The organism is Vallicoccus soli (assembly GCF_003594885.1).
Lineage (GTDB): Bacteria > Actinomycetota > Actinomycetes > Motilibacterales > Motilibacteraceae > Vallicoccus > Vallicoccus soli.
On the sequence record NZ_QZEZ01000001.1, the window covers coordinates 106,116 to 124,216 of the forward strand.

Annotated in this window: 15 protein-coding genes; 8 read left to right on the forward strand and 7 right to left on the reverse strand. The window is 76.9% G+C overall.

Annotated features, from left to right (window positions below; translation table 11 throughout):
- Nucleotides 1-15 precede the first annotated feature (15 nt).
- Nucleotides 16-762: a FadR/GntR family transcriptional regulator gene (locus D5H78_RS00545; protein WP_119948462.1), complete on the forward strand. Its 747-nt coding sequence runs from the start codon at nucleotides 16-18 to the stop codon at nucleotides 760-762.
- Between the two features lie 45 nt (nucleotides 763-807).
- Here the strand turns inward: D5H78_RS00545 and D5H78_RS00550 are convergent, their stop codons facing one another.
- From D5H78_RS00550 to D5H78_RS00580, 7 genes are all read right to left on the reverse strand, one after another.
- Complete coding sequence (locus D5H78_RS00550; RefSeq protein ID WP_119948463.1) at nucleotides 808-1,968, reverse strand: UxaA family hydrolase; 1,161 nt, start codon at nucleotides 1,966-1,968, stop codon at nucleotides 808-810.
- Nucleotides 1,947-2,252, reverse strand: a complete 306-nt coding sequence (locus tag D5H78_RS00555; RefSeq protein ID WP_119948464.1) for a UxaA family hydrolase — start codon at nucleotides 2,250-2,252, stop codon at nucleotides 1,947-1,949. The genes D5H78_RS00550 and D5H78_RS00555 overlap by 22 nt, the downstream gene beginning before the upstream one ends.
- Nucleotides 2,253-2,320: 68 nt before the next feature.
- Nucleotides 2,321-5,095, reverse strand: a complete 2,775-nt coding sequence (locus D5H78_RS00560) for an FAD/NAD(P)-binding protein (protein WP_119948465.1) — start codon at nucleotides 5,093-5,095, stop codon at nucleotides 2,321-2,323.
- Nucleotides 5,096-5,124: 29 nt separating this feature from the next.
- Entirely contained in the window at nucleotides 5,125-6,123 is a 999-nt protein-coding gene (locus tag D5H78_RS00565; protein ID WP_119948466.1) for an ABC transporter substrate-binding protein, read from the reverse strand.
- A 221-nt stretch (nucleotides 6,124-6,344) separates the two neighbouring features.
- A complete protein-coding gene (locus D5H78_RS00570) occupies nucleotides 6,345-7,187 on the reverse strand; it encodes an ABC transporter permease (RefSeq protein WP_218566074.1) in 843 nt (280 codons plus the stop codon).
- Nucleotides 7,188-7,195: 8 nt separating this feature from the next.
- Nucleotides 7,196-8,014: an ABC transporter ATP-binding protein gene (locus D5H78_RS00575; RefSeq protein ID WP_218566075.1), complete on the reverse strand. Its 819-nt coding sequence runs from the start codon at nucleotides 8,012-8,014 to the stop codon at nucleotides 7,196-7,198.
- A 147-nt stretch (nucleotides 8,015-8,161) separates the two neighbouring features.
- Nucleotides 8,162-8,635, reverse strand: a complete 474-nt coding sequence (locus D5H78_RS00580) for an SAM-dependent methyltransferase (protein ID WP_119948468.1) — start codon at nucleotides 8,633-8,635, stop codon at nucleotides 8,162-8,164.
- 236 nt (nucleotides 8,636-8,871) lie between these two features.
- Between D5H78_RS00580 and D5H78_RS20395 the strand changes: the two genes are divergently transcribed.
- The 7 genes from D5H78_RS20395 (at nucleotide 8,872) to D5H78_RS00615 (ending at nucleotide 18,078) form a co-directional block, all read left to right on the forward strand.
- On the forward strand, nucleotides 8,872-8,961 hold the full coding sequence (locus tag D5H78_RS20395; RefSeq protein ID WP_119948469.1) for a potassium-transporting ATPase subunit F: 90 nt from the start codon (nucleotides 8,872-8,874) through the stop codon (nucleotides 8,959-8,961).
- Complete coding sequence (gene kdpA / locus D5H78_RS00590) at nucleotides 8,961-10,622, forward strand: potassium-transporting ATPase subunit KdpA (protein WP_119948470.1); 1,662 nt, start codon at nucleotides 8,961-8,963, stop codon at nucleotides 10,620-10,622. The genes D5H78_RS20395 and kdpA overlap by 1 nt, the downstream gene beginning before the upstream one ends.
- A gap of 47 nt (nucleotides 10,623-10,669) precedes the next feature.
- On the forward strand, nucleotides 10,670-12,766 hold the full coding sequence (gene kdpB / locus D5H78_RS00595; protein ID WP_119948471.1) for a potassium-transporting ATPase subunit KdpB: 2,097 nt from the start codon (nucleotides 10,670-10,672) through the stop codon (nucleotides 12,764-12,766).
- A 2-nt stretch (nucleotides 12,767-12,768) separates the two neighbouring features.
- Nucleotides 12,769-13,383: a potassium-transporting ATPase subunit KdpC gene (gene kdpC / locus D5H78_RS00600; RefSeq protein ID WP_119948472.1), complete on the forward strand. Its 615-nt coding sequence runs from the start codon at nucleotides 12,769-12,771 to the stop codon at nucleotides 13,381-13,383.
- 18 nt (nucleotides 13,384-13,401) lie between these two features.
- Nucleotides 13,402-15,939, forward strand: a complete 2,538-nt coding sequence (locus D5H78_RS00605) for a DUF4118 domain-containing protein (protein ID WP_119948473.1) — start codon at nucleotides 13,402-13,404, stop codon at nucleotides 15,937-15,939.
- Nucleotides 15,936-16,613, forward strand: coding sequence for a response regulator (locus D5H78_RS00610; RefSeq protein WP_119948475.1), 678 nt, complete (start codon nucleotides 15,936-15,938; stop codon nucleotides 16,611-16,613). Before D5H78_RS00605 ends, D5H78_RS00610 begins: the two co-directional genes overlap by 4 nt.
- Before the next feature lie 409 nt (nucleotides 16,614-17,022).
- A complete protein-coding gene (locus D5H78_RS00615; protein ID WP_119948477.1) occupies nucleotides 17,023-18,078 on the forward strand; it encodes a multicopper oxidase domain-containing protein in 1,056 nt (351 codons plus the stop codon).
- Nucleotides 18,079-18,101 lie beyond the last annotated feature (23 nt).

An 18,101-nucleotide genomic window follows, 5' to 3' on the forward strand; every position in this document is an offset into this window, starting at 1 on the left:
ACGAGGAGCGCTGCGATGACCCTTTCGAGCGACGGCGGGTGGCGCCCCCTGGGCGGCTCGCTCAACGGGCGGATCCGCGAGGAGATCCTGCGGTTCGTCGAGGCGGGCGGGCTGAGCCCGGGTGAGCGGCTGCCGCCCGAGCGGGAGCTGGCCCTGCTGCTGCGGGTCAGCCGGCCGTCCCTGCGCGAGGCGCTGCGCGCGCTGCAGGCGGAGGGGCACCTCGTCGTCCGCCACGGGCAGGGCGTGTTCGTCGCCGAGCCGGTCGCGCAGCGCGCGCTGCGCTCGTCGCTCGCCGACCTCGACCACGACCTGGGGGAGCTCTTCGCCATGCGCGAGGTGCTCGAGGTGCCGGCCGCGCGCTGGGCGGCCGAGCGGGGCGACGAGGTCGCGCTGGGGCGGGTGCGCGAGGCGTACGAGCGGCTCGACGCCGCGCTCGCGGCGGCGGAGCCGGACGTCGCCGAGGTGCAGGCGCTCGACGCGCTCTTCCACCTGCGCATCGTGCAGGCCGCGGGCAACGGCCTGCTCGTGCAGACGCAGGGCGTCGTGGACGACCTGCTGCGCACCGGCATGCGCACCACCCTCGCCGTGCCGGGCCGGGCCCGGCGCTCGCACGAGGAGCACCGGCGGGTCCTCGCCGCGCTGCTGGCGGGCGACGGGCCCGCGGCCGCCCGCGCGGCCCGGGCGCACGTGCGCAGCACGCGGGCGGCCGCGGAGCGCCGGCTGCGCGAGCTCGCCGCCCGGGACGCGGCCGCCGCGCGCTGAGCCGCCCCCGGGCGGGTGCCCGGGGGCGGCTCGGGGCCCTCGGCGTCAGGCGCTGCGGTAGAGCTTGGTGAGCGTGAACTCGCGGTGGCCCAGCGACTCGGCCGCGGTGAGCCGCCCGTTGATCGTGCGCTCCACGAGGTCGATGAGCGCGTCGCCCGCCTCCTCGAGGGTGCGCCGGCGCGACAGCAGGCCGGAGCAGTCCACGTCCACGTGGTCCGCCATGAGCTGCGCCGTCCGCGGGTTGGCGGTGATCTTGACGACGGGCTGCACGGGGTTGCCGATCACGTTGCCCTGGCCCGTGGGGAACAGGTTCACGACGCCGCCCGCGGCCGCCATGAGCGTCACGCACTCCGCGGCGGCCGACGAGGTGTCCATGAAGTGCAGGCCCGCCCGGGTGGGGGCCTCGGCCGGGGCGAGCGCCCCGACGACCGGCGCGGTGCCGGTCTTGACGATGTTGCCCATCGCCTTCTCCTCGATCGTCGACAGGCCGCCGGCGATGTTGCCCTGCGTCGGCTGCGACCCGAGGAGGTTGGCGCCGGTCGCCTCGATCATCGCGACGTAGTCGTCGTAGAAGGCCTGGAAGCGCGCCCGCACCGCGTCGTCGAGGCACCGCTCCGCGATGAGGTGCTCGCCGCCGGTGAGCTCGCTCGTCTCGCCGAAGATCATCGTGCCGCCGGCCTCGACCCAGCGGTCGCTGAGGTAGGCCGTGACGCGGCACGACCCGAGCCCGGTCGTCGTGTCGGACTCGCCGTCCTTGGTCGTCAGCACGATCTCCGCGCGCTCCACGGGCTCGCGCACCAGCTCGCTGGCGTCCTGCAGGTAGCCCTGGGCCACGCGCGCGGCCCGCTCCACCACCCGCAGGTCGCCCAGCCCCTCGACCGAGAAGCCCTCGACCGGCTTGCCGCTCTTGGCGATGCCGTCGACCACCCGCTGGGTCCAGTTCGGCTCGATGCCGATGACGACGACGGCGGCGACGTTCGGGTTCGCGCCGATGCCGATGAGGGTGCGGAACGTCAGCTCGAGGTCCTCGCCGAACTGCAGGCGGCCGAAGGCGTGGGGGAGCGCCATGGTCCCGGGGACCAGGGCGGCCACGCCCTCCGCGGCGGCGTTGGACAGGTCGTCGACCGGCAGGACGACGACGTGGTTGCGGACCCCGACGGCCCCGTTGGCCCGCCGGTAGCCGGTCAGGCGACGCTGGTGTGCCACCGGGCGCTCCTCACGTTGTGGATGTGGACGTGCTCGCCGCGCCGGACGGCGGCGCTGGCCAGGGCGGTGCGGACGCCGTACTCGACGACGTCCTGCCCCGGCTCGAGGTCGGCCAGGGCGACCTTGTGCCCCAGCGGGACCGGCGTGGTGACGAGGACCTCCTCGTCCGCGGCTCCGTCGAGGAAGCCCACGCGGGCGGGTCCGGGCTCGACGTCGTGGACCGCGACGGCGACGGCGTCGCCGTGCCGGTGGCCCAGGAAGTCGACGGGGGGTGGTGCGGCCATGCTCTCCTCCTCCTGGTGGCCAGGGGTCTGACCACGCGGGTCGTACGGGGTCTCGGGGCGCGCCCGCGTCAGGCGCGCTGGGGCGCGGCGGCCAGCGCGAGGAGGCGCCGGTCGTCGGCCGGGGACGGGCGGCAGGCCAGGCGGTCGGCGAGCAGGCGCGCGGCGTCCCGGCCGCGCCCGCTGCGGGCCAGGCAGAGCAGCAGCGCCTCCTGCAGCGCCTCGCGCTGCGCGGCCGAGCCGCCGACCCGGTGCAGCACCGGCAGCAGCTCGGTGAGCAGGCCGGCCGCCTCCGCCCAGCGCTCCTCGACGAGGGCGAGCAGCGCCTCGCACACGTCGGCGACCGTGGTGCGCAGCAGGGGGTCGCGCGCGGCGCGGCAGTGCCGCCGCAGGTCGCGCAGCGCCCCGCCGTCGTGGGCCGCAGCCAGGCCCATGGCCGCGTGCAGGGCCGTGAAGGGCGTGCGCGGCCGGGCCAGCAGGTCCGGCCCGACCGCGGCCAGCACCTCGCGCACGTCGGGCGCGCCGGTCCCGTCGTCGGCGACGAGCTGCCAGCGCCAGAGCAGCGACGCCGCGTCGACGAGGGCGCGGACCCCGGTGACCGCGGGGGGCGCGAGCTCGACGGCGTAGCGCCGGCGCACCGCCTCGACGTCCCCGAGGGCCAGCTCGTGCAGGGCCGCGTGCCACGAGAAGTGCGCGCGGTGGCTGGCGGAGCGCCCGCTCTGGCGGACCCAGTGGTCGAGCCACGCGCGGCCCTCCTCGTGCCGCCCGGTCTCGTAGAGGACGTGGGCCTGCGCGTGCACCGCGTGGCCGGAGGACGGCTCGCAGGACAGGGCGCTCTCGGCGAGCAGCCCGGCCTCCTCGTACCGTCCCTGGTCCTGGCGGGTGAAGGCGAGCAGCGAGATGAACCACCAGTGGTCCCCGTACGCGGGCGCCAGCCCCTCGAGCAGGTCCCACGCGTCCTGCCGGACGTCCACCAGGCCCGAGAAGGCGATGGTGGGGACGGCGGCGGAGACCGCGAGCACGTCCCGCGGGTAGCGGGCCACGTGCTCCACCAGCGCGGCGGCCCCGGCGCCGCGGGGGTCGCGCACCCGCAGGCGCACGACCTCCACGAGGCTGCGCTCGCGGTCGTCGCCCCGCTCGCGCACGGCGCGCCGCGCCGCCTCGAGCGAGGCGGCCACGTCGGCGTCCGCCCCCGCCTCGTGACCGAGCAGCGCCAGGGCGGCGTGGGCCAGGGCGAAGCCGGGGTCGGTGCGCGTCGCGTGCCGCAGCAGGCCCTCGGCCCCGTCCTGCAGCCGCATCACGCGCTCGAGGCCGGCGGCGTACGCCGCCGCCGCCTCGGCCGTCGTGGAGACAGGCAGGCCGAGCGGGTCGCGCGGGCGGGCGAGGGGGTGGTGCCCGCCGACGAGGCGGCCGTCGGCCAGCCGCCGGGGGAGCGGCGCCACGGCGTCGAGGACGCCGGTCGCCAGCGCCAGCGCCTGCGCCCTGATCTCGGGGACGGCCGTGGACTCCCACAGCTCGCCGCGACGCAGCGCGCCGAGCGCCCAGACGGGCGCGTCCGCCTCCCCCGCGCCGGTCACGAGGCGCCCGTCGACCGTCCGCAGCCCCATGCCGGCGGTCGCCGGCAGCGCCAGGGGGCCGCCGCCGCGAGGTCGCAGCAGGTCGTCGAGCAAGCGGTTGCCGAGCGTGCGGACGTCCGTGGCCGGACCCGTGCAGTTGACGACCCAGCCGACGTCCACCGGGCCCGCTGCGCCGAGCCCGACCCGCAGCCCGCCGCCGGGCAGCGGCTCGGCGCCGGTCACGCGGCCCGCCGACACGTGCAGCGCGCCGCAGGCCCGCAGGGCGCCCAGCAGCCGGGCGCTCGAGGGCGGCATGCGGTGGCGCAGGACCCCCCACGGGCCGGCGTCGTGCGCCAGCAGCTCCCGGCGCTCGTCCTCGCCGAGGCGCTGCCACAGCTCGGCCAGCCGGAAGCGGAGCCCGTCCACCCCGGGGCGCCAGTCGCCCGTGCTGCGCGCCACGTCGGCCAGGTGGCGCCGCACCGCGTCGCGCAGGCCGGGCAGGTCGGCGGGCCAGTCCGCCACGTCGGGGATCGCCGCGAGCCGGGGCGCCGGGGCGTGGGGGCGCGGGGGGCGCCCGCTGCGCGACAGCGCGAGCAGGCGTCGCCCGGCGCGCGCCCGGTGCCCGCTCAGCGACAGGACGACGTCGACCATGGTCAGGCCGGTGCCCACGAGCAGGACGTCGGGCGGGCCGGACCGGTCGCGCGCCACGACGTCGAGGGCGCCGGGCGCCCACGGGTCCGGCACGAGGAAGGCGGAGCGCGCCAGCGCCTCGGGCGCCCACCCGGTGCCCGGCGCGGGCAGGCCGGTGGCCACGACCAGCGCGTCGGCCTCGAGGGCGCTGCCGTCCTGCGCGGTCACCGCGACCCCGCGGCCGGTGCGGTCCACCGCGACGAGCTCCTGGCGCAGGTGCCGCAGGGACACCGCCCCGGACGCGGCGGCGAGCGCCTCGCGCAGCCGGTCGTCGAGGTAGAGGGCGAACTGCCGGCGCGGGGCGAAGGAGTAGGGGTCGCGCACCCCGTCGCCGTGGCGGGTGCGCCAGGCGACGAAGTCGCCCGGCTCCTCGGGCAGGGCGGTCATGCCCGAGGCCGGCACGTTGAGCAGGTGCCGGTCGTCGGCCGTCCCGAAGGCGGTGCCGCGGCCCCAGCGGTCGGCGGGGTCCGCGAGCACGAGGTCCAGGCCCTGCCCTCGCCGCGCCGCGGCCCGGCACAGGTGCAGGGCCACGAGGGTGCCCGCCGCCCCGGCACCGGCCACCACGACCAGGGGGCGACCGCCCCGCCGCACGACCGCCACGGCTCCTCCTCCTCCTCGTCCCGCGAGCGTCAGCTCGCGCCCTGCGTCGCCTGGTTGTTCAGGAAGAGGTCGTCGGTCGCCGGGACCTCGCGGATCATGCCGATCGACTGCATGAACTCCGCGAAGGTGCCGAAGCCGGTGGGCTTCGTGGTCCAGCCGACGTCCTCGGCCGTGATCTGCGCCAGCAGCTCCTGCGCGGTCTGCCCCGTCTCGGCCGCCAGGGTGCGGGCCGCCTCCTCGGGCTGGTCGGTGAGGCGCTCGTTGGCCTCGCGCACCGTCGACACCAGGGCGTCGACGACCTCGGGGTTGCAGGCGGCGAAGTCGCGCATCGTGTAGGCGCTGTTGAACGTGTGCCGGCCGAAGAGGTCGTAGCTGGACAGCAGCGCGCGCGCCCCCGCGGCCTCCTCCTGCTCCTGGAAGGGCGGGGCGGTCAGGTGCCCGGCGACCTGCCCGGCCACGAGCGCCTGGACGCCGTCGGGGTGCCCCATGGCGACGACCTGGCTGTTCAGGGCCGCGGCGTCGCCGAGCTCCTCCTGGGCGCCGCGGCGCAGGACCACCGCCTGGATCGAGTCGGGCGCGGGCACCGCGATGCTCCCGGCCCCCCGCAGGTCCTCGAGCGTCCGGATGGCGGGGTCCTGCACCATGAGCTGCAGGCTCATCTCGTTGAGCCCGGTCACGACCTGCCAGTCGACGCCCCCGTCGACCCCGACGAGGAACGGGCCGATGCCGCCGGCCCCCACCTGGACGTCGCCGGCGATCATGCCGTCGCGGATGGCCGCGCCCGAGTCGAGCTGGCGCCACGACACGTCGACGTCGGGCAGCGCCTCCTCGAGCGTCCCCTCCTGCTTGGCGAGCAGGAGCGAGGCGTAGCCGAGGCCCGGCTGGTAGGCGATGGTCACCTCGTCGGCCGGCTCGCAGCCCGAGCCCGAGCCGGCGGAGGAGCTGGAGCTGCCGCAGCCGGCGAGGCCGACGGCGACGGCGGCGGCGAGGGCGGCGGCCCCGCGGGAGCGGAGTGTGGTGCGCAGCATCTGGGTGCCTCTCGGTGACGGCGGCGCGCGGCGGGCGCGCCGGGACCGCCGCGGCGGTCCGTGTGCTGGGACGTGCTGGGACGTGCTGGGACGTGCTGGGACGTGCTGGGCCGTGCTGGGACGTGCCGGGGGGTGCTGGGACGTGCCGGGGGGTGCTGGGACGTGCCGGGGGGTGCTGGGGAGCTGGGCCGGGCGGGCGTCGGGCCGGCCCGGCGCGGGCGTCAGGCCCTGCCGGCCATGCCCCAGCGGACGACGGTCCGCCGCTCCACCAGGGCGAAGAGCAGGTCGAGGGCGATGCCGATGAGGGCGATGGTGACGAGGCCCGCGAAGATCTCGGGGGTGCGCAGGAAGTAGCGCGCGTCGTTGATGAACCAGCCGAGCCCGCCCCCGCCGCCGGCGACGCCGAAGACCAGCTCGGCGGCGATGATCGTGCGCCAGCCGAAGGCCCAGCCGGTGCGCAGCCCGCTGAGGATGTGCGGCAGGGCCGCCGGCAGCAGCACGTCGCGCACCATGCGCCAGCCGCGCAGGCCGAGGGTGCGGCCGACGGCGACGAGCGTCGGGTTGACGGTGCGGAACCCGGTCGTGACGTTGATCGCGATGGGCCACACGACGGCGTTGGCGATGACGACCACCAGCGCCTGCGTGTCCAGGCCCAGCCAGAGGATGACCAGGGGCAGCACCGCGATCGACGGCAGCGGGTTGAGGATCGAGGTCAGCAGGGCCAGCAGGTCCTCGCCGAGCCGCGTCCAGGTGGCGAGGGTGGTGAGCACCGCGGCCACCACGGTGCCGATCGCCATGCTCGTGAGGAGCACCTGCAGCGTCAGGACGGTGGCGTCGAGGAGCCGGCCGTCCGCGAAGCCCTGCGCGAGGGCGCGCGCGACGTCGACCGGTCCGGCCACGAGCAGCGGGTCGACGCCCGAGGCGCTGACGTACAGCTGCCACAGGCCGACCATGGCGACGAGGAGCGCCGCCCGGCGCGGACCCACCGGCAGCGAGCCCCACCCGCGGCGCCGGCGGGGGGCCCGCGGGAGCGGCCGCGGCACGGCCGGGGTGGTGGTCGTCACGGGGGCGCTCACTCGAACCCCAGCCCGGTGGGCTGGTCCTCGTCGCCGGCCAGCAGCGCCCGCAGGCGCGCGGTCGCCGCCCCCGTCGCGGGGTCGGTCGGGTCGCCGAGCCCGCTGACGTCGAGCTCCTCGACGACCCGCGAGGGGCTGCCGCCGAGGACGACGACGCGGGTCCCCACCTGGACGGCCTCCTGGATGCTGTGGGTCACGAAGAGGACCGCGACGCCGGTGCGCTCGGCCACCTCGACGAGCTCCGCCTGCAGCCGCGAGCGGGTCTGCGCGTCGAGCGCACCGAAGGGCTCGTCCATGAGCAGCACCTCGGGGTCCGTGGCCAGGGCCCGGGCGATGGCGACGCGCTGCTTCATCCCGCCCGAGAGCTGGTGGGGGAAGCGGTCGGCGGCCGCCGTGAGGTGCATGAGCGCGAGGTAGTCCTCGGCGCGGGCGCGCGCCTCGGCCCGCCCGCGCCCGAGGACCCGCTGGGGGTAGGCGATGTTGTCGCGGACCGTGCGCCAGGGGAACAGCTGGTCGAACTCCTGGAAGACGACGGCACGGTCCGGCCCGGGCCGCAGCGCTCCCCGCCCGCGCAGGGTGATGCTCCCGTCGAACGGCTCCACGAAGCCCGCGACCGCCTTGAGCAGCGTGGACTTCCCGCAGCCCGACGGCCCCAGGAGCATGGTCCGCTCGCCGCGGCGCACCTCGAACGAGACGTCCTCGACCGCCACCTGCGGGCGGCCGTCCACGACGTAGCCCACCCGGGCCCGCTCCACGCGGAGCAGCGCCCCTCCGGCGGTCACCGCGGCGCGCGAGCGCGCCGGGCGCGTCCTCATGCCGATCATCCGTGCGGTCCTCCCACGGCGGCGCGACCCTCGTCGCGCCGTCCCGTCGTCGTGCTGGTCCCGGGCCGCGCTGCCCGCAGGCACGACCCTGGCACCTCGCCGCAGCCCTTGTCTAGTAAACCGCTCAAGTTGCAGGGGCTAGAGGTCTGACCACGGGTGCGGGGCGTCGCGGCCGTCCCGGACCGGCCCGTGCAGCGGCACCTGCCGCAGCGGCGCGCCGTCCCCGACGAGCAGCACGGCGCCGGGGGCGAGCGCGTCGCGGAGCCGTACGAGCGCGCGCCGCCCGGCGTCGGGGTGCCGGCCGTCGAGCGCCCCGACGCGGACCGCGACCGCGAGGTCGTACGGCGCCTCGCCCGGCTCCAGGACGAGGTCCTCGACCGCGACCCGCCGGAAGCCGAGGACGCCGGCGGCGACCTCCGGCGCGGAGCCCTCGAGCGCCTGCCGCACGGCGGTCGCCGAGCGGTCCACGCCGAGCACGTACCCGCCGTCGAGCCGGCGGGCGACCTCGCGGGCCAGCGCCCCGGGGCCGCAGCCGACCTCCAGGACGCGCAGACCCGGGCGCAGGGGGAGCGCGTCGGCGACGGCGCGCAGGCGGTCGGACAGCGGGGCCACGGCACCTCCTCGTCGCCGTGCACCGCAGCAGGGCGTCAGGGATCCGTCAAGACCGGGGGCGGGGGCGTCAGGGATCCGTCAGGAGGGCCGGGGGCGGGGTCGGGCCGGGCGTCCCCTGGAGGGGCACGACCCCGCACCCCCGACAGGAGCACCCCCATGTCCGACGTCCTCTTCCTCCTGCTGGTCCTGGCCTCCGTCGCCGGGCTGGCCCTGCTCGCGAAGGGGCTGGAGCGGCTGTGAGCGCCGAGGACGCGGTCGGGCTGGTGCTGGCCGTCCTGCTCGCCGCCTTCCTGCTCGCCGCCCTGCTGCGCCCGGGGGGCGAGTGATGTCCGAGGGCCTCGCCGGCGCCCTGCAGGTCGCCGTCCTCGTCGCCGCCCTCGCGGCCGTCCACGCGCCGCTCGGCGACGCCATGGCGCGGGTCTTCACCGCGCGCCGCCACCTCGCCGTCGAGCGGGCGCTCTACCGCGTGGCGCGCGTCGACCCGGGCGCCGACCAGCGCTGGTCGACGTACGCCTTGTCGCTCCTCGGCTTCAGCGCCGCCTCGATCCTCGCCCTCTACGGGCTGCTGCGCCTGCAGCACCTGCTGCCGCTCTCGCTGGGGCGCGAGGGCGTGCCGCCGGACGGCGCCTTCAACACCGCCGTCTCCTTCGTCACGAACACCAACTGGCAGTGGTACTCCGGCGAGTCCACGCTCGGGCACCTCGTGCAGGTGGTCGGCCTGACCGTCCAGAACTTCGTCTCGGCGGCCGTGGGGCTCGCCGTGCTCGTGGCGCTCCTGCGCGGCCTCACCCGCTCGCGCACGGACCGCCTGGGCTGCTTCTGGGTCGACCTGACCCGCGGGTGCGTCCGCATCCTCCTGCCGCTGGCCGCCGTGAGCGCGGTCGTGCTCGTCGCGGCCGGCGTGGTGCAGGACCTCGCGGGGCCCGAGGAGGTGCGCACCCTCTCGGGCGGGACGCAGACCCTGCTGACCGGGCCGGTGGCCTCGCAGGAGGCGATCAAGGAGCTCGGCACCAACGGCGGCGGCTCCTACAACGCCAACTCCGCGCACCCGTTCGCGTCGCCGAACCCCTTCACCAACCTCCTCGAGGTGTTCCTCCTGCTCCTCGTCCCGAGCGCTCTGCCCCGGACCTTCGGCCGGATGGTCGGCGACCGCCGGCAGGGGCTCGCGGTCCTCGGCGTCATGGCCTTCCTCTGGCTGGCGGCGCTCGTCGCCACCACGGCGGCGGAGGTGGCGCACGCCGGCACCGTGCCGCAGGCGGTCGGCGCCGCGATGGAGGGCAAGGAGGTGCGCTTCGGCGTCCCCGGCTCCGCCCTCTTCGCGGTGTCGACGACCGCGACGTCCACCGGTGCCGTGAACTCGTTCCACGACTCCTTCACCGCCGCCGGCGGCGGGGTCACGCTGCTCAACATGATGCTCGGGGAGGTGTCGCCGGGCGGCGTGGGCTCCGGCCTCTACGGGATGCTCGTGCTCGCCGTGCTGGCCGTCTTCCTCGGCGGCCTCATGGTCGGGCGCACCCCGGAGTACCTCGGCAAGAAGATCGGCCGGCGCGAGATCACGGTGGTGGCGCTCTACGTGCTCGCGACGCCGACGGCCCTGCTCGTCGGGTCGGCGCTCGCGGTGTCCTTCGCCGGCCCCGCGTCCTCGGTCCAGGACCCCGGTCCCCACGGGCTCACCGAAGTGCTCTACGCCTTCGCCTCGGCGTCCGGCAACAACGGCAGCGCCTTCGCCGGCCTGGCCGTGGCGACCCCGTTCTGGAACACCGCGCTGGGCCTGGCGATGCTGGTCGGCCGCTTCGTGCCGATCGTCCTCGTCCTCTGCCTGGCCGGCGCCCTCGCCCGCCAGCAGCCGGTCCCGGCGAGCGCCGGCACCCTGCCGTCGCACCGCCCGCTCTTCGCGGGCCTGCTGACGAGCGTCGTGCTCGTCGTCGCGGCGCTCACGTACGTCCCCGCCCTCGCGCTGGGCCCGGTCGCCGAGGCGCTCGCATGAGCGCCCGCGGCACCCGGTCTGCCGACCCCACCCCGGAGGCACCTGCCATGACCACCGACGTCGAGGCCCCCGCGGGCACGGAGCCCGCGCCGGTCGTCGGCGCCGCCGCCCGGCGCCGCGTCGCGGGAGGCGCTTTCCAGCCGCGCGCGCTGTGGGCGGCACTGCCGCAGGCGGTGCGCAAGCTCGACCCCCGCGACGTCGCCCGCACCCCGGTGCTGCTCGTCGTCGAGGTGGGGGCCGCCGTCACGACCGTCCTCGCGGTGGTGGACCCGTCCGTCTTCGCCGCGGCGATCGCGCTGTGGCTGTGGGCGACCGTCCTCTTCGCCACCCTCGCCGAGGCCGTCGCCGAGGGCCGCGGCCGCGCCCAGGCGGCGACGCTGCGCCGCGCCCGGGAGCACACGACCGCCCGCCGCACCACGGGCGAGGTCGTCCCCGCGTCCGAGCTGCGGGCCGGCGACCTGGTCGTGGTCGAGGCGGGCGAGACGGTCCCCGGGGACGGGGACGTCGTCGAGGGCGCCGCGAGCGTCGACGAGTCGGCCGTGACCGGCGAGTCGGCGCCCGTGGTCCGCGAGTCCGGCGGCGACCGCTCGGCGGTGACGGGCGGCACCCGCGTCCTCTCCGACCGCATCGTCGTGCGCGTGACGGCCAAGCCGGGGGAGAGCTTCCTCGACCGGATGATCGGCCTCGTCGAGGGCGCCTCGCGCCAGAAGACCCCGAACGAGGTGGCGCTCGACATCCTGCTGGCCGCGCTGACCCTCGTCTTCCTCCTCGCGGTCGTCACCCTCCAGCCGCTCGCCACCTGGTCGGGCGAGCCGCAGGCGCTCGTCGTGCTCACGGCGCTGCTCGTCTGCCTGATCCCGACGACCATCGGCGCGCTGCTGTCCGCCATCGGCATCGCGGGCATGGACCGGCTCGTGCAGCGCAACGTGCTCGCCATGTCGGGGCGCGCGGTGGAGGCCGCCGGCGACGTCGACGTGCTGCTGCTCGACAAGACGGGCACCATCACGCTCGGCGACCGGCAGGCGGTCGAGCTGCTCGCGGCACCGGGCGTCGGGGAGGAGGAGCTCGCCGACGCGGCGCGGCTGTCGAGCCTCGCCGACGAGACGCCGGAGGGCCGCTCGGTCGTCGTGCTGGTCGAGGAGCGCTACGGGCTGCGCGCCACCGGCCCCGGCGTCGTCGACGGGGCGTCGTTCGTCCCCTTCACCGCGCAGACCCGCATGAGCGGCGTCGACCTGGGCGACCGCCAGGTGCGCAAGGGCGCCGCGGCCGCCGTGCTGCAGTGGGTCCGCGAGGCCGGGGGCAGCACCCCGACGGAGGTGGGCGGGGCCGTCGACCGCGTCGCGGCCGCCGGCGGCACGCCGCTGGTCGTCGCCGAGGCGGGGCCCGGGACGACCGCCGGGGCGCGGGTGCTCGGCGTCGTCCACCTCAAGGACGTCGTCAAGCCGGGCATGCGCGAGCGCTTCGACGAGCTGCGCGCCATGGGCATCCGCACCGTGATGGTCACCGGCGACAACCCGCTGACGGCGCGCGCGATCGCCGCCGAGGCGGGGGTCGACGACGTCCTGGCCGAGGCGACGCCCGAGGACAAGCTGGCGCTCATCAGGGCCGAGCAGGCCGGCGGGCGGCTCGTGGCGATGACGGGCGACGGCACCAACGACGCGCCCGCCCTCGCGCAGGCCGACGTCGGCGTCGCGATGGGCACGGGGACGTCGGCCGCCAAGGAGGCCGGCAACATGGTCGACCTCGACAGCGACCCGACGAAGCTCATCGAGGTCGTGGAGGTCGGGAAGCAGCTGCTCATCACCCGCGGGGCGCTGACCACGTTCTCCATCGCCAACGACGTCGCGAAGTACTTCGCCATCGTGCCCGCGATGTTCACCGGGCTGTTCCCGCAGCTCGAGGCGCTCGACGTCATGCGCCTCGCGACGCCCGAGTCGGCCATCCTCTCCGCGGTCGTGTTCAACGCGCTCGTGATCGTCGGGCTCGTCCCGCTGGCGCTGCGCGGCGTGCGCTACCGCCCGTCGTCCGCCGAGGCGCTGCTGCGGCGCAACCTGCTCGTGTACGGCCTCGGCGGCCTCGTCGCGCCCTTCGCCGGCATCAAGCTCATCGACCTGCTCGTCCGCCTCGTCCCCGGGATCGGCTGACCATGACCTCGCTCACCGCCACGCTCGCCGCCCTCGGCCGGCAGTCGCTCGCCGGCCTGCGCGTGCTGCTGCTGCTCACGGTCCTGCTCGGGGTCGCGTACCCGCTCGCCGTCACCGCCGTCGCGCAGGTCGCGTTCCCGCGGCAGGCGCACGGCTCGATGATCGAGCTCGACGGGCGCACCGTCGGCTCGAGCCTCGTCGGGCAGGCCTTCGAGGGGCCGGAGTGGTTCCACGGCCGTCCCTCGGCCGCCGGCGACGGGTACGACGCCCTGGCCAGCGGCGCGTCCAACCTCGGCCCGGAGAACCCGGACCTGCTCGCGGCGGTCGAGGAGCGCCGGGCCGCCGTCGCCGCGCAGGACGGGGTCGACCCCGACGACGTGCCGCCCGACGCCCTCACGGCGTCGGCCAGCGGGCTCGACCCGCACGTCTCCCCGGAGTACGCCCGCCAGCAGGCCGACCGCGTCGCGTCCGCCCGGGGGCTCGACCCCGCGGAGGTCCGCGGCCTCGTCGAGGAGCACGTGCAGGGTCGTACGCTCGGCGTCCTGGGAGCGCCCCGCGTCAACGTCCTCGAGCTCAACGTCGCGCTCGAGCGGCGGTCCGGCGCGGGGGAGCCGTGAGCGCCGGAGGGGGCTGAGGTGCGCAGGGGCAGGCTGCGGGTCTACCTCGGGGCGGCGCCGGGGGTCGGCAAGACGTACCGGATGCTCGGCGAGGCGCACCGGCGGGCCGAGCGGGGCACCGACGTGGTCGTCGCGCTCGTCGAGACCCACGGGCGGCGGCGCACCGCCGCGATGGTCGAGGGGCTGGAGGTCGTCCCGCGCAGGGTCGTCGTGCACCGGGGCGTCGAGCTCGGCGAGCTCGACGTGGACGCCGTCCTCGCCCGCCGACCCGAGGTCGCCCTCGTCGACGAGCTCGCCCACACCAACGCGCCCGGCAGCCGGCACGAGAAGCGCTGGCAGGACGTCGAGGACCTCCTCGCCGCGGGGATCGACGTGATCTCCACGGTCAACATCCAGCACCTCGCGTCGCTGACCGACGTCGTCGCGTCGATCACCGGGGTGCGCCAGCAGGAGACGGTGCCCGACGAGGTGGTGCGCCGGGCCGACCAGGTCGAGCTCGTCGACATGACGCCGGAGGCGCTGCGGCGGCGGCTGGCCCACGGCAACGTCTACGCGGGCGAGACGGTCGACGCGGCGCTCGCGCAGTGGTTCCGCCCGGGCAACCTCACCGCCCTGCGCGAGCTCGCGCTGCTGTGGCTCGCCGACCGGGTGGACGACGCCCTCGAGGCGTACCGCGCCGAGCGGGGGATCGCCGCGACGTGGCCGGCCCGGGAGCGCGTGGTCGTCGCGCTGACGGGCGGGCCGGAGGGCGAGACGCTCGTACGGCGCGCCGCCCGCATCGCCCGCCGCGGCGCGGGCGGTGAGCTGCTGGCCGTGCACGTCGTGCGCGACGACGGCATCGCGGGGGCGGCGCCGGGGGCGCTCGCCGCGCAGCGCCGGCTGGTCGAGGAGCTCGGCGGCAGCTTCCACGCGGTGGTCGGGGACGACGTCGCCGACGCGGTGCTGGACTTCGCCCGCGGCGTCAACGCGTCGCTGCTCGTCCTCGGCGTGAGCCGCCGGCGCCGCCTCTCGGTGGCCCTGCGGCCCGGTGCCGGGGAGCGGGTGATCCAGGGGTCGGGCGCGATGGACGTCCACGTGGTGACGCACGAGCGGGCCGGGAGCCGCCGGCGCCGCGCGCCGCGCCGCGACCCGCTCGGCCGTCGCCGCAGGGTCGCGGGCTGGGTGCTCGCGCTCGCCGGCCCCGCCGCCCTCGCCGCCGTGCTCCTCGCGACGCAGGACCTGCACAGCCTGCCGACCGAGCTCATGCTCTTCCTGACCCTGACGGTCGTCGTGGCGCTGGTCGGCGGGCTGTGGCCGGCCGTCGCCGGCGCCGTCGTGGGCAGCCTGCTCGTCAACTTCCTCTTCACCCCGCCGGTGCGCACCTGGACCGTCGCCGACCCGGAGAACGCCTTCGCGCTCGGGGTGTTCGTCGCGGTCGCCGTGGCCGTCGCCTCGGTGGTGGACCTCGCCGCCCGGCGCTCGGCCCAGGCCTCGCGCGCCCGGGCGGAGGCCGAGACCCTCTCGCTGCTCGCCGGCAGCGTGCTGCGCGGCGAGGTCGGGGTGGACGCCGTGCTGGCCCGGCTGCGCGAGACCTTCGCGGTGCGCTCGGTGAGCCTGCTCGAGCGCGACGACGAGCGCAGCCCGTGGCGCTGCGTCCGGTCCAGCGGGGCCGGGCCCTGCGCCGCCCCGGAGGAGGGCGACGCGGAGATCGTGGTCTCCCCGCGGCTGGCGCTCGCCCTGCAGGGGCGGGTGCTGGCGGCGGGCGACCGGCGGGTGCTCGAGGCCTTCGCGGCGCACGCGGCGACGGCGCTGGAGCGCGAGCGCCTGGCCGCGGACGCCGCGCGGGCGCAGGAGCTCGAGGAGGGCAACAGCATCCGCTCGGCGCTGCTGGCGGCGGTCTCGCACGACCTGCGCACCCCGCTCGCGACGAGCCGCGCCGCCGTGAGCAGCCTGCTGCAGCAGGACGTCGCCTTCAGCCCCGAGGACGAGCGCGCCCTGCTCTCCACCGTCGACGAGGCGACGTCCCGGCTCGAGCGGCTCATCGACGACCTGCTCGACGTGTCGCGCATCGAGGCGGACGCGGTGCGGGTGCGGCTGCGCCCCGCCAGCCTCGACGAGGTGCTGCCGGGGGCGCTCGCGGCGGTCCCGCCGGGGGCGGTCGAGGTCGACGCCCCCGAGGACCTGCCGCTGGTGAGCACGGACCCCGGCCTCGTGGAGCGCGCGCTGGCCAACGTGGTGGAGAACGCGGTGCGGCACGCCCCGCGCGGCTCGCGGGTGCGGGTCTCCGCGGCCGTGGTCCCCGCCCCGGGCGGGCCGGTCGTGCAGGTGCGCGTCGTGGACCGGGGTCCAGGGGTCCCCGACGAGGACAAGCCGGCGATGTTCCGGCCGTTCCAGCGCCTGGGCGACGCCCCCGCGGGCGCCGGGACCGGCCTCGGGCTCGCCGTCGCGCGCGGCTTCCTCGACGCGGTCGGCGCCCGGGTCGCCGCCGAGGACACCCCGGGGGGTGGGCTGACCATGGTCGTCGACCTGCCGCTGGACGGGGCCGGGGCCCCCGCGGCCGCCGGGGCGGGCGCGTGAGCCGCGTCCTCGTCGTCGAGGACGAGCCCGGGCTCGCGCGCGCCCTCGCGATCAACCTGCGGGCCCGCGGCTGGGAGGTGGTCACGGCCGCGGACGGGCGGGGAGCGCTGGAGGCCGCGGCCGCGGAGCACCCCGACGTCGTGGTGCTCGACCTGGGCCTGCCCGACCTCGACGGCGTCGAGGTGATCCACGGCCTGCGCGGCTGGAGCCGGGTGCCGGTCGTCGTGCTCAGCGCCCGCCACGACTCCGACGACAAGGTCGAGGCGCTCGACGCGGGCGCCGACGACTACGTCACCAAGCCCTTCTCCATGGACGAGCTGCTCGCCCGGCTGCGCGCCGCCGTGCGGCGGGCGGCGCCGGGCGACGCCGACGAGGCGGTCGTCGTGGCCGGCGCCCTCACCGTCGACCTGGCGCGCAAGAAGGTGCGCCGGGACGGGCACGACGTGCGCCTGACCCCCACGGAGTGGCAGCTGCTCGAGGTGCTCGTGCGGGCCCGGGGCCGGCTCGTCGGCCGGCACGAGCTGCTCGCCGAGGTGTGGGGGCCTGCCTACCGCACGGAGACGCACTACCTGCGCGTCTACACCGCCCAGCTGCGCCGCAAGCTCGAGGACGACCCCGCCCACCCGCGGCACCTGCTCACCGAGGCGGGGATGGGCTACCGCTTCGAGGTCTGAGCACCGGGTGCACCGCTGACCCGACCGGGGTCGTACTTCGCGCAGGGTGAGACGAACTTTTCACACAGTGTTGACAACCTTGTCCCTCCTCCGGTGTGATGCGTCACAGGCCCCCCGGAACCGCCGGGGACGCCAGCCGTCCGGACCGCTGACCGGGCGCACGGGCCCCCCGCGCGCACCGGCACGGCCAGCGCCCGGACCGCGCCACGGCACGGGTGCCGGCCCGCCGTCGGCGCGCCCCCGTCCACCCCCGAACCGACGGCACGCGGTCGTTCCGCGTGCAAGCGCTTGCCGCCCTGCTCGGGGCACGAGGTCCCGAGGTCCGCGCACGCCTGCGCGCGCCCCGACGCACGACGCGTCGGCGGCGCCGCTCCGTGCTGCCCCGGCGGGCGCGCCTGGAAGGAGATCCATGAGCGAGCCCACCTCCCCGCGGGACCTGCGCCGGAACGCGTTGTCCCGGCGGGCCCTGCTCGTCGGCGCCGCGGGCACCGTCGCCGCGACCCCCGTGGCCACCCTGGCCCTGGGCGCCGGCGGCACCGTCACGGCCGCCCCGGCGGCGGCCGCCACCGGCCGGACCCGCGCCATCACCATGTACGCCGAGCGGATGGACGGCGGCATGGTCGGCTACGGCCTCGAGCCCGGGAAGGCGACGGTGCCCGGCCCCCTCCTGGAGATGTGGGAGGGCGACACCCTCGAGATCACGCTGGTGAACACGACCGACCAGCGCCTGTCGATCCACCCGCACGGGGTCAACTACGACGTCGACAGCGACGGCAGCCCCTTCAACGGCTCCTTCAACGAGCCGGGCGAGACGCGGACGTACACCTGGACGACCGTGCCCATGAAGCGCGACCGCGGCATCTGGATGCCCGGCAGCGCGGGCTACTGGCACTACCACGACCACGCGTGGGGCGAGCACGGCACCCAGGGCATCGCCGCGGGCCTGTACGGCGGCCTCGTCGTCCGGCGGGTCGGCGACATCCTCCCGGACCGCACGGTGACCGTCGTGTTCAACGACATGACGATCAACAACCGGATGGCCCCGGACGCCCCGATGTTCGAGGCCCGCCTGGGGGAGCGCGTCGAGTGGGTCTGCATCGGCCACGGCAACCAGCTGCACACCTTCCACCTGCACGCGCACCGCTGGGCCAACAACCGCACGGGGCTGCTGCAGGGCCGTGACGACGTGACGCAGGTCGTGGACAACCGCGACCTCAACCCCGGCGACTCGTTCGGGTTCCAGGTCGTCGCCGGGCTCGGCGTCGGCGCGGGCGCGTGGATGTACCACTGCCACGTCCAGTTCCACGCCGACGGCGGCATGGCCGGGATCTTCCTCGTGCGCAACGCCGACGGGAGCATGCCGCCCGGCGCGCAGGAGTCCATCGACCGCTTCCACGCGGGCCACGGCCACGGCACCACCGCGCCGCCGGCGAGCGGCAGCACCGGCGGCCACGCCGGCCACTGACCAGGCCCCCCCGAGAGACCTCC

Excerpts from the sequence above, each read along its gene's own strand:
- kdpA (WP_119948470.1), top strand. The coding sequence starts at position 8,961 with ATGTCCGAGGGCCTCGCCGGCGCCCTGCAGGTCGCCGTCCTCGTCGCC.
- D5H78_RS00555 (WP_119948464.1), bottom strand. The coding sequence starts at position 2,252 with ATGGCCGCACCACCCCCCGTCGACTTCCTGGGCCACCGGCACGGCGAC.
- D5H78_RS00545 (WP_119948462.1), top strand. The coding sequence starts at position 16 with ATGACCCTTTCGAGCGACGGCGGGTGGCGCCCCCTGGGCGGCTCGCTC.
- D5H78_RS00565 (WP_119948466.1), bottom strand. The coding sequence starts at position 6,123 with ATGCTGCGCACCACACTCCGCTCCCGCGGGGCCGCCGCCCTCGCCGCC.
- D5H78_RS00575 (WP_218566075.1), bottom strand. The coding sequence starts at position 8,014 with ATGAGGACGCGCCCGGCGCGCTCGCGCGCCGCGGTGACCGCCGGAGGG.
- kdpB (WP_119948471.1), top strand. The coding sequence starts at position 10,670 with ATGACCACCGACGTCGAGGCCCCCGCGGGCACGGAGCCCGCGCCGGTC.
- D5H78_RS00615 (WP_119948477.1), top strand. The coding sequence starts at position 17,023 with ATGAGCGAGCCCACCTCCCCGCGGGACCTGCGCCGGAACGCGTTGTCC.
- kdpC (WP_119948472.1), top strand. The coding sequence starts at position 12,769 with ATGACCTCGCTCACCGCCACGCTCGCCGCCCTCGGCCGGCAGTCGCTC.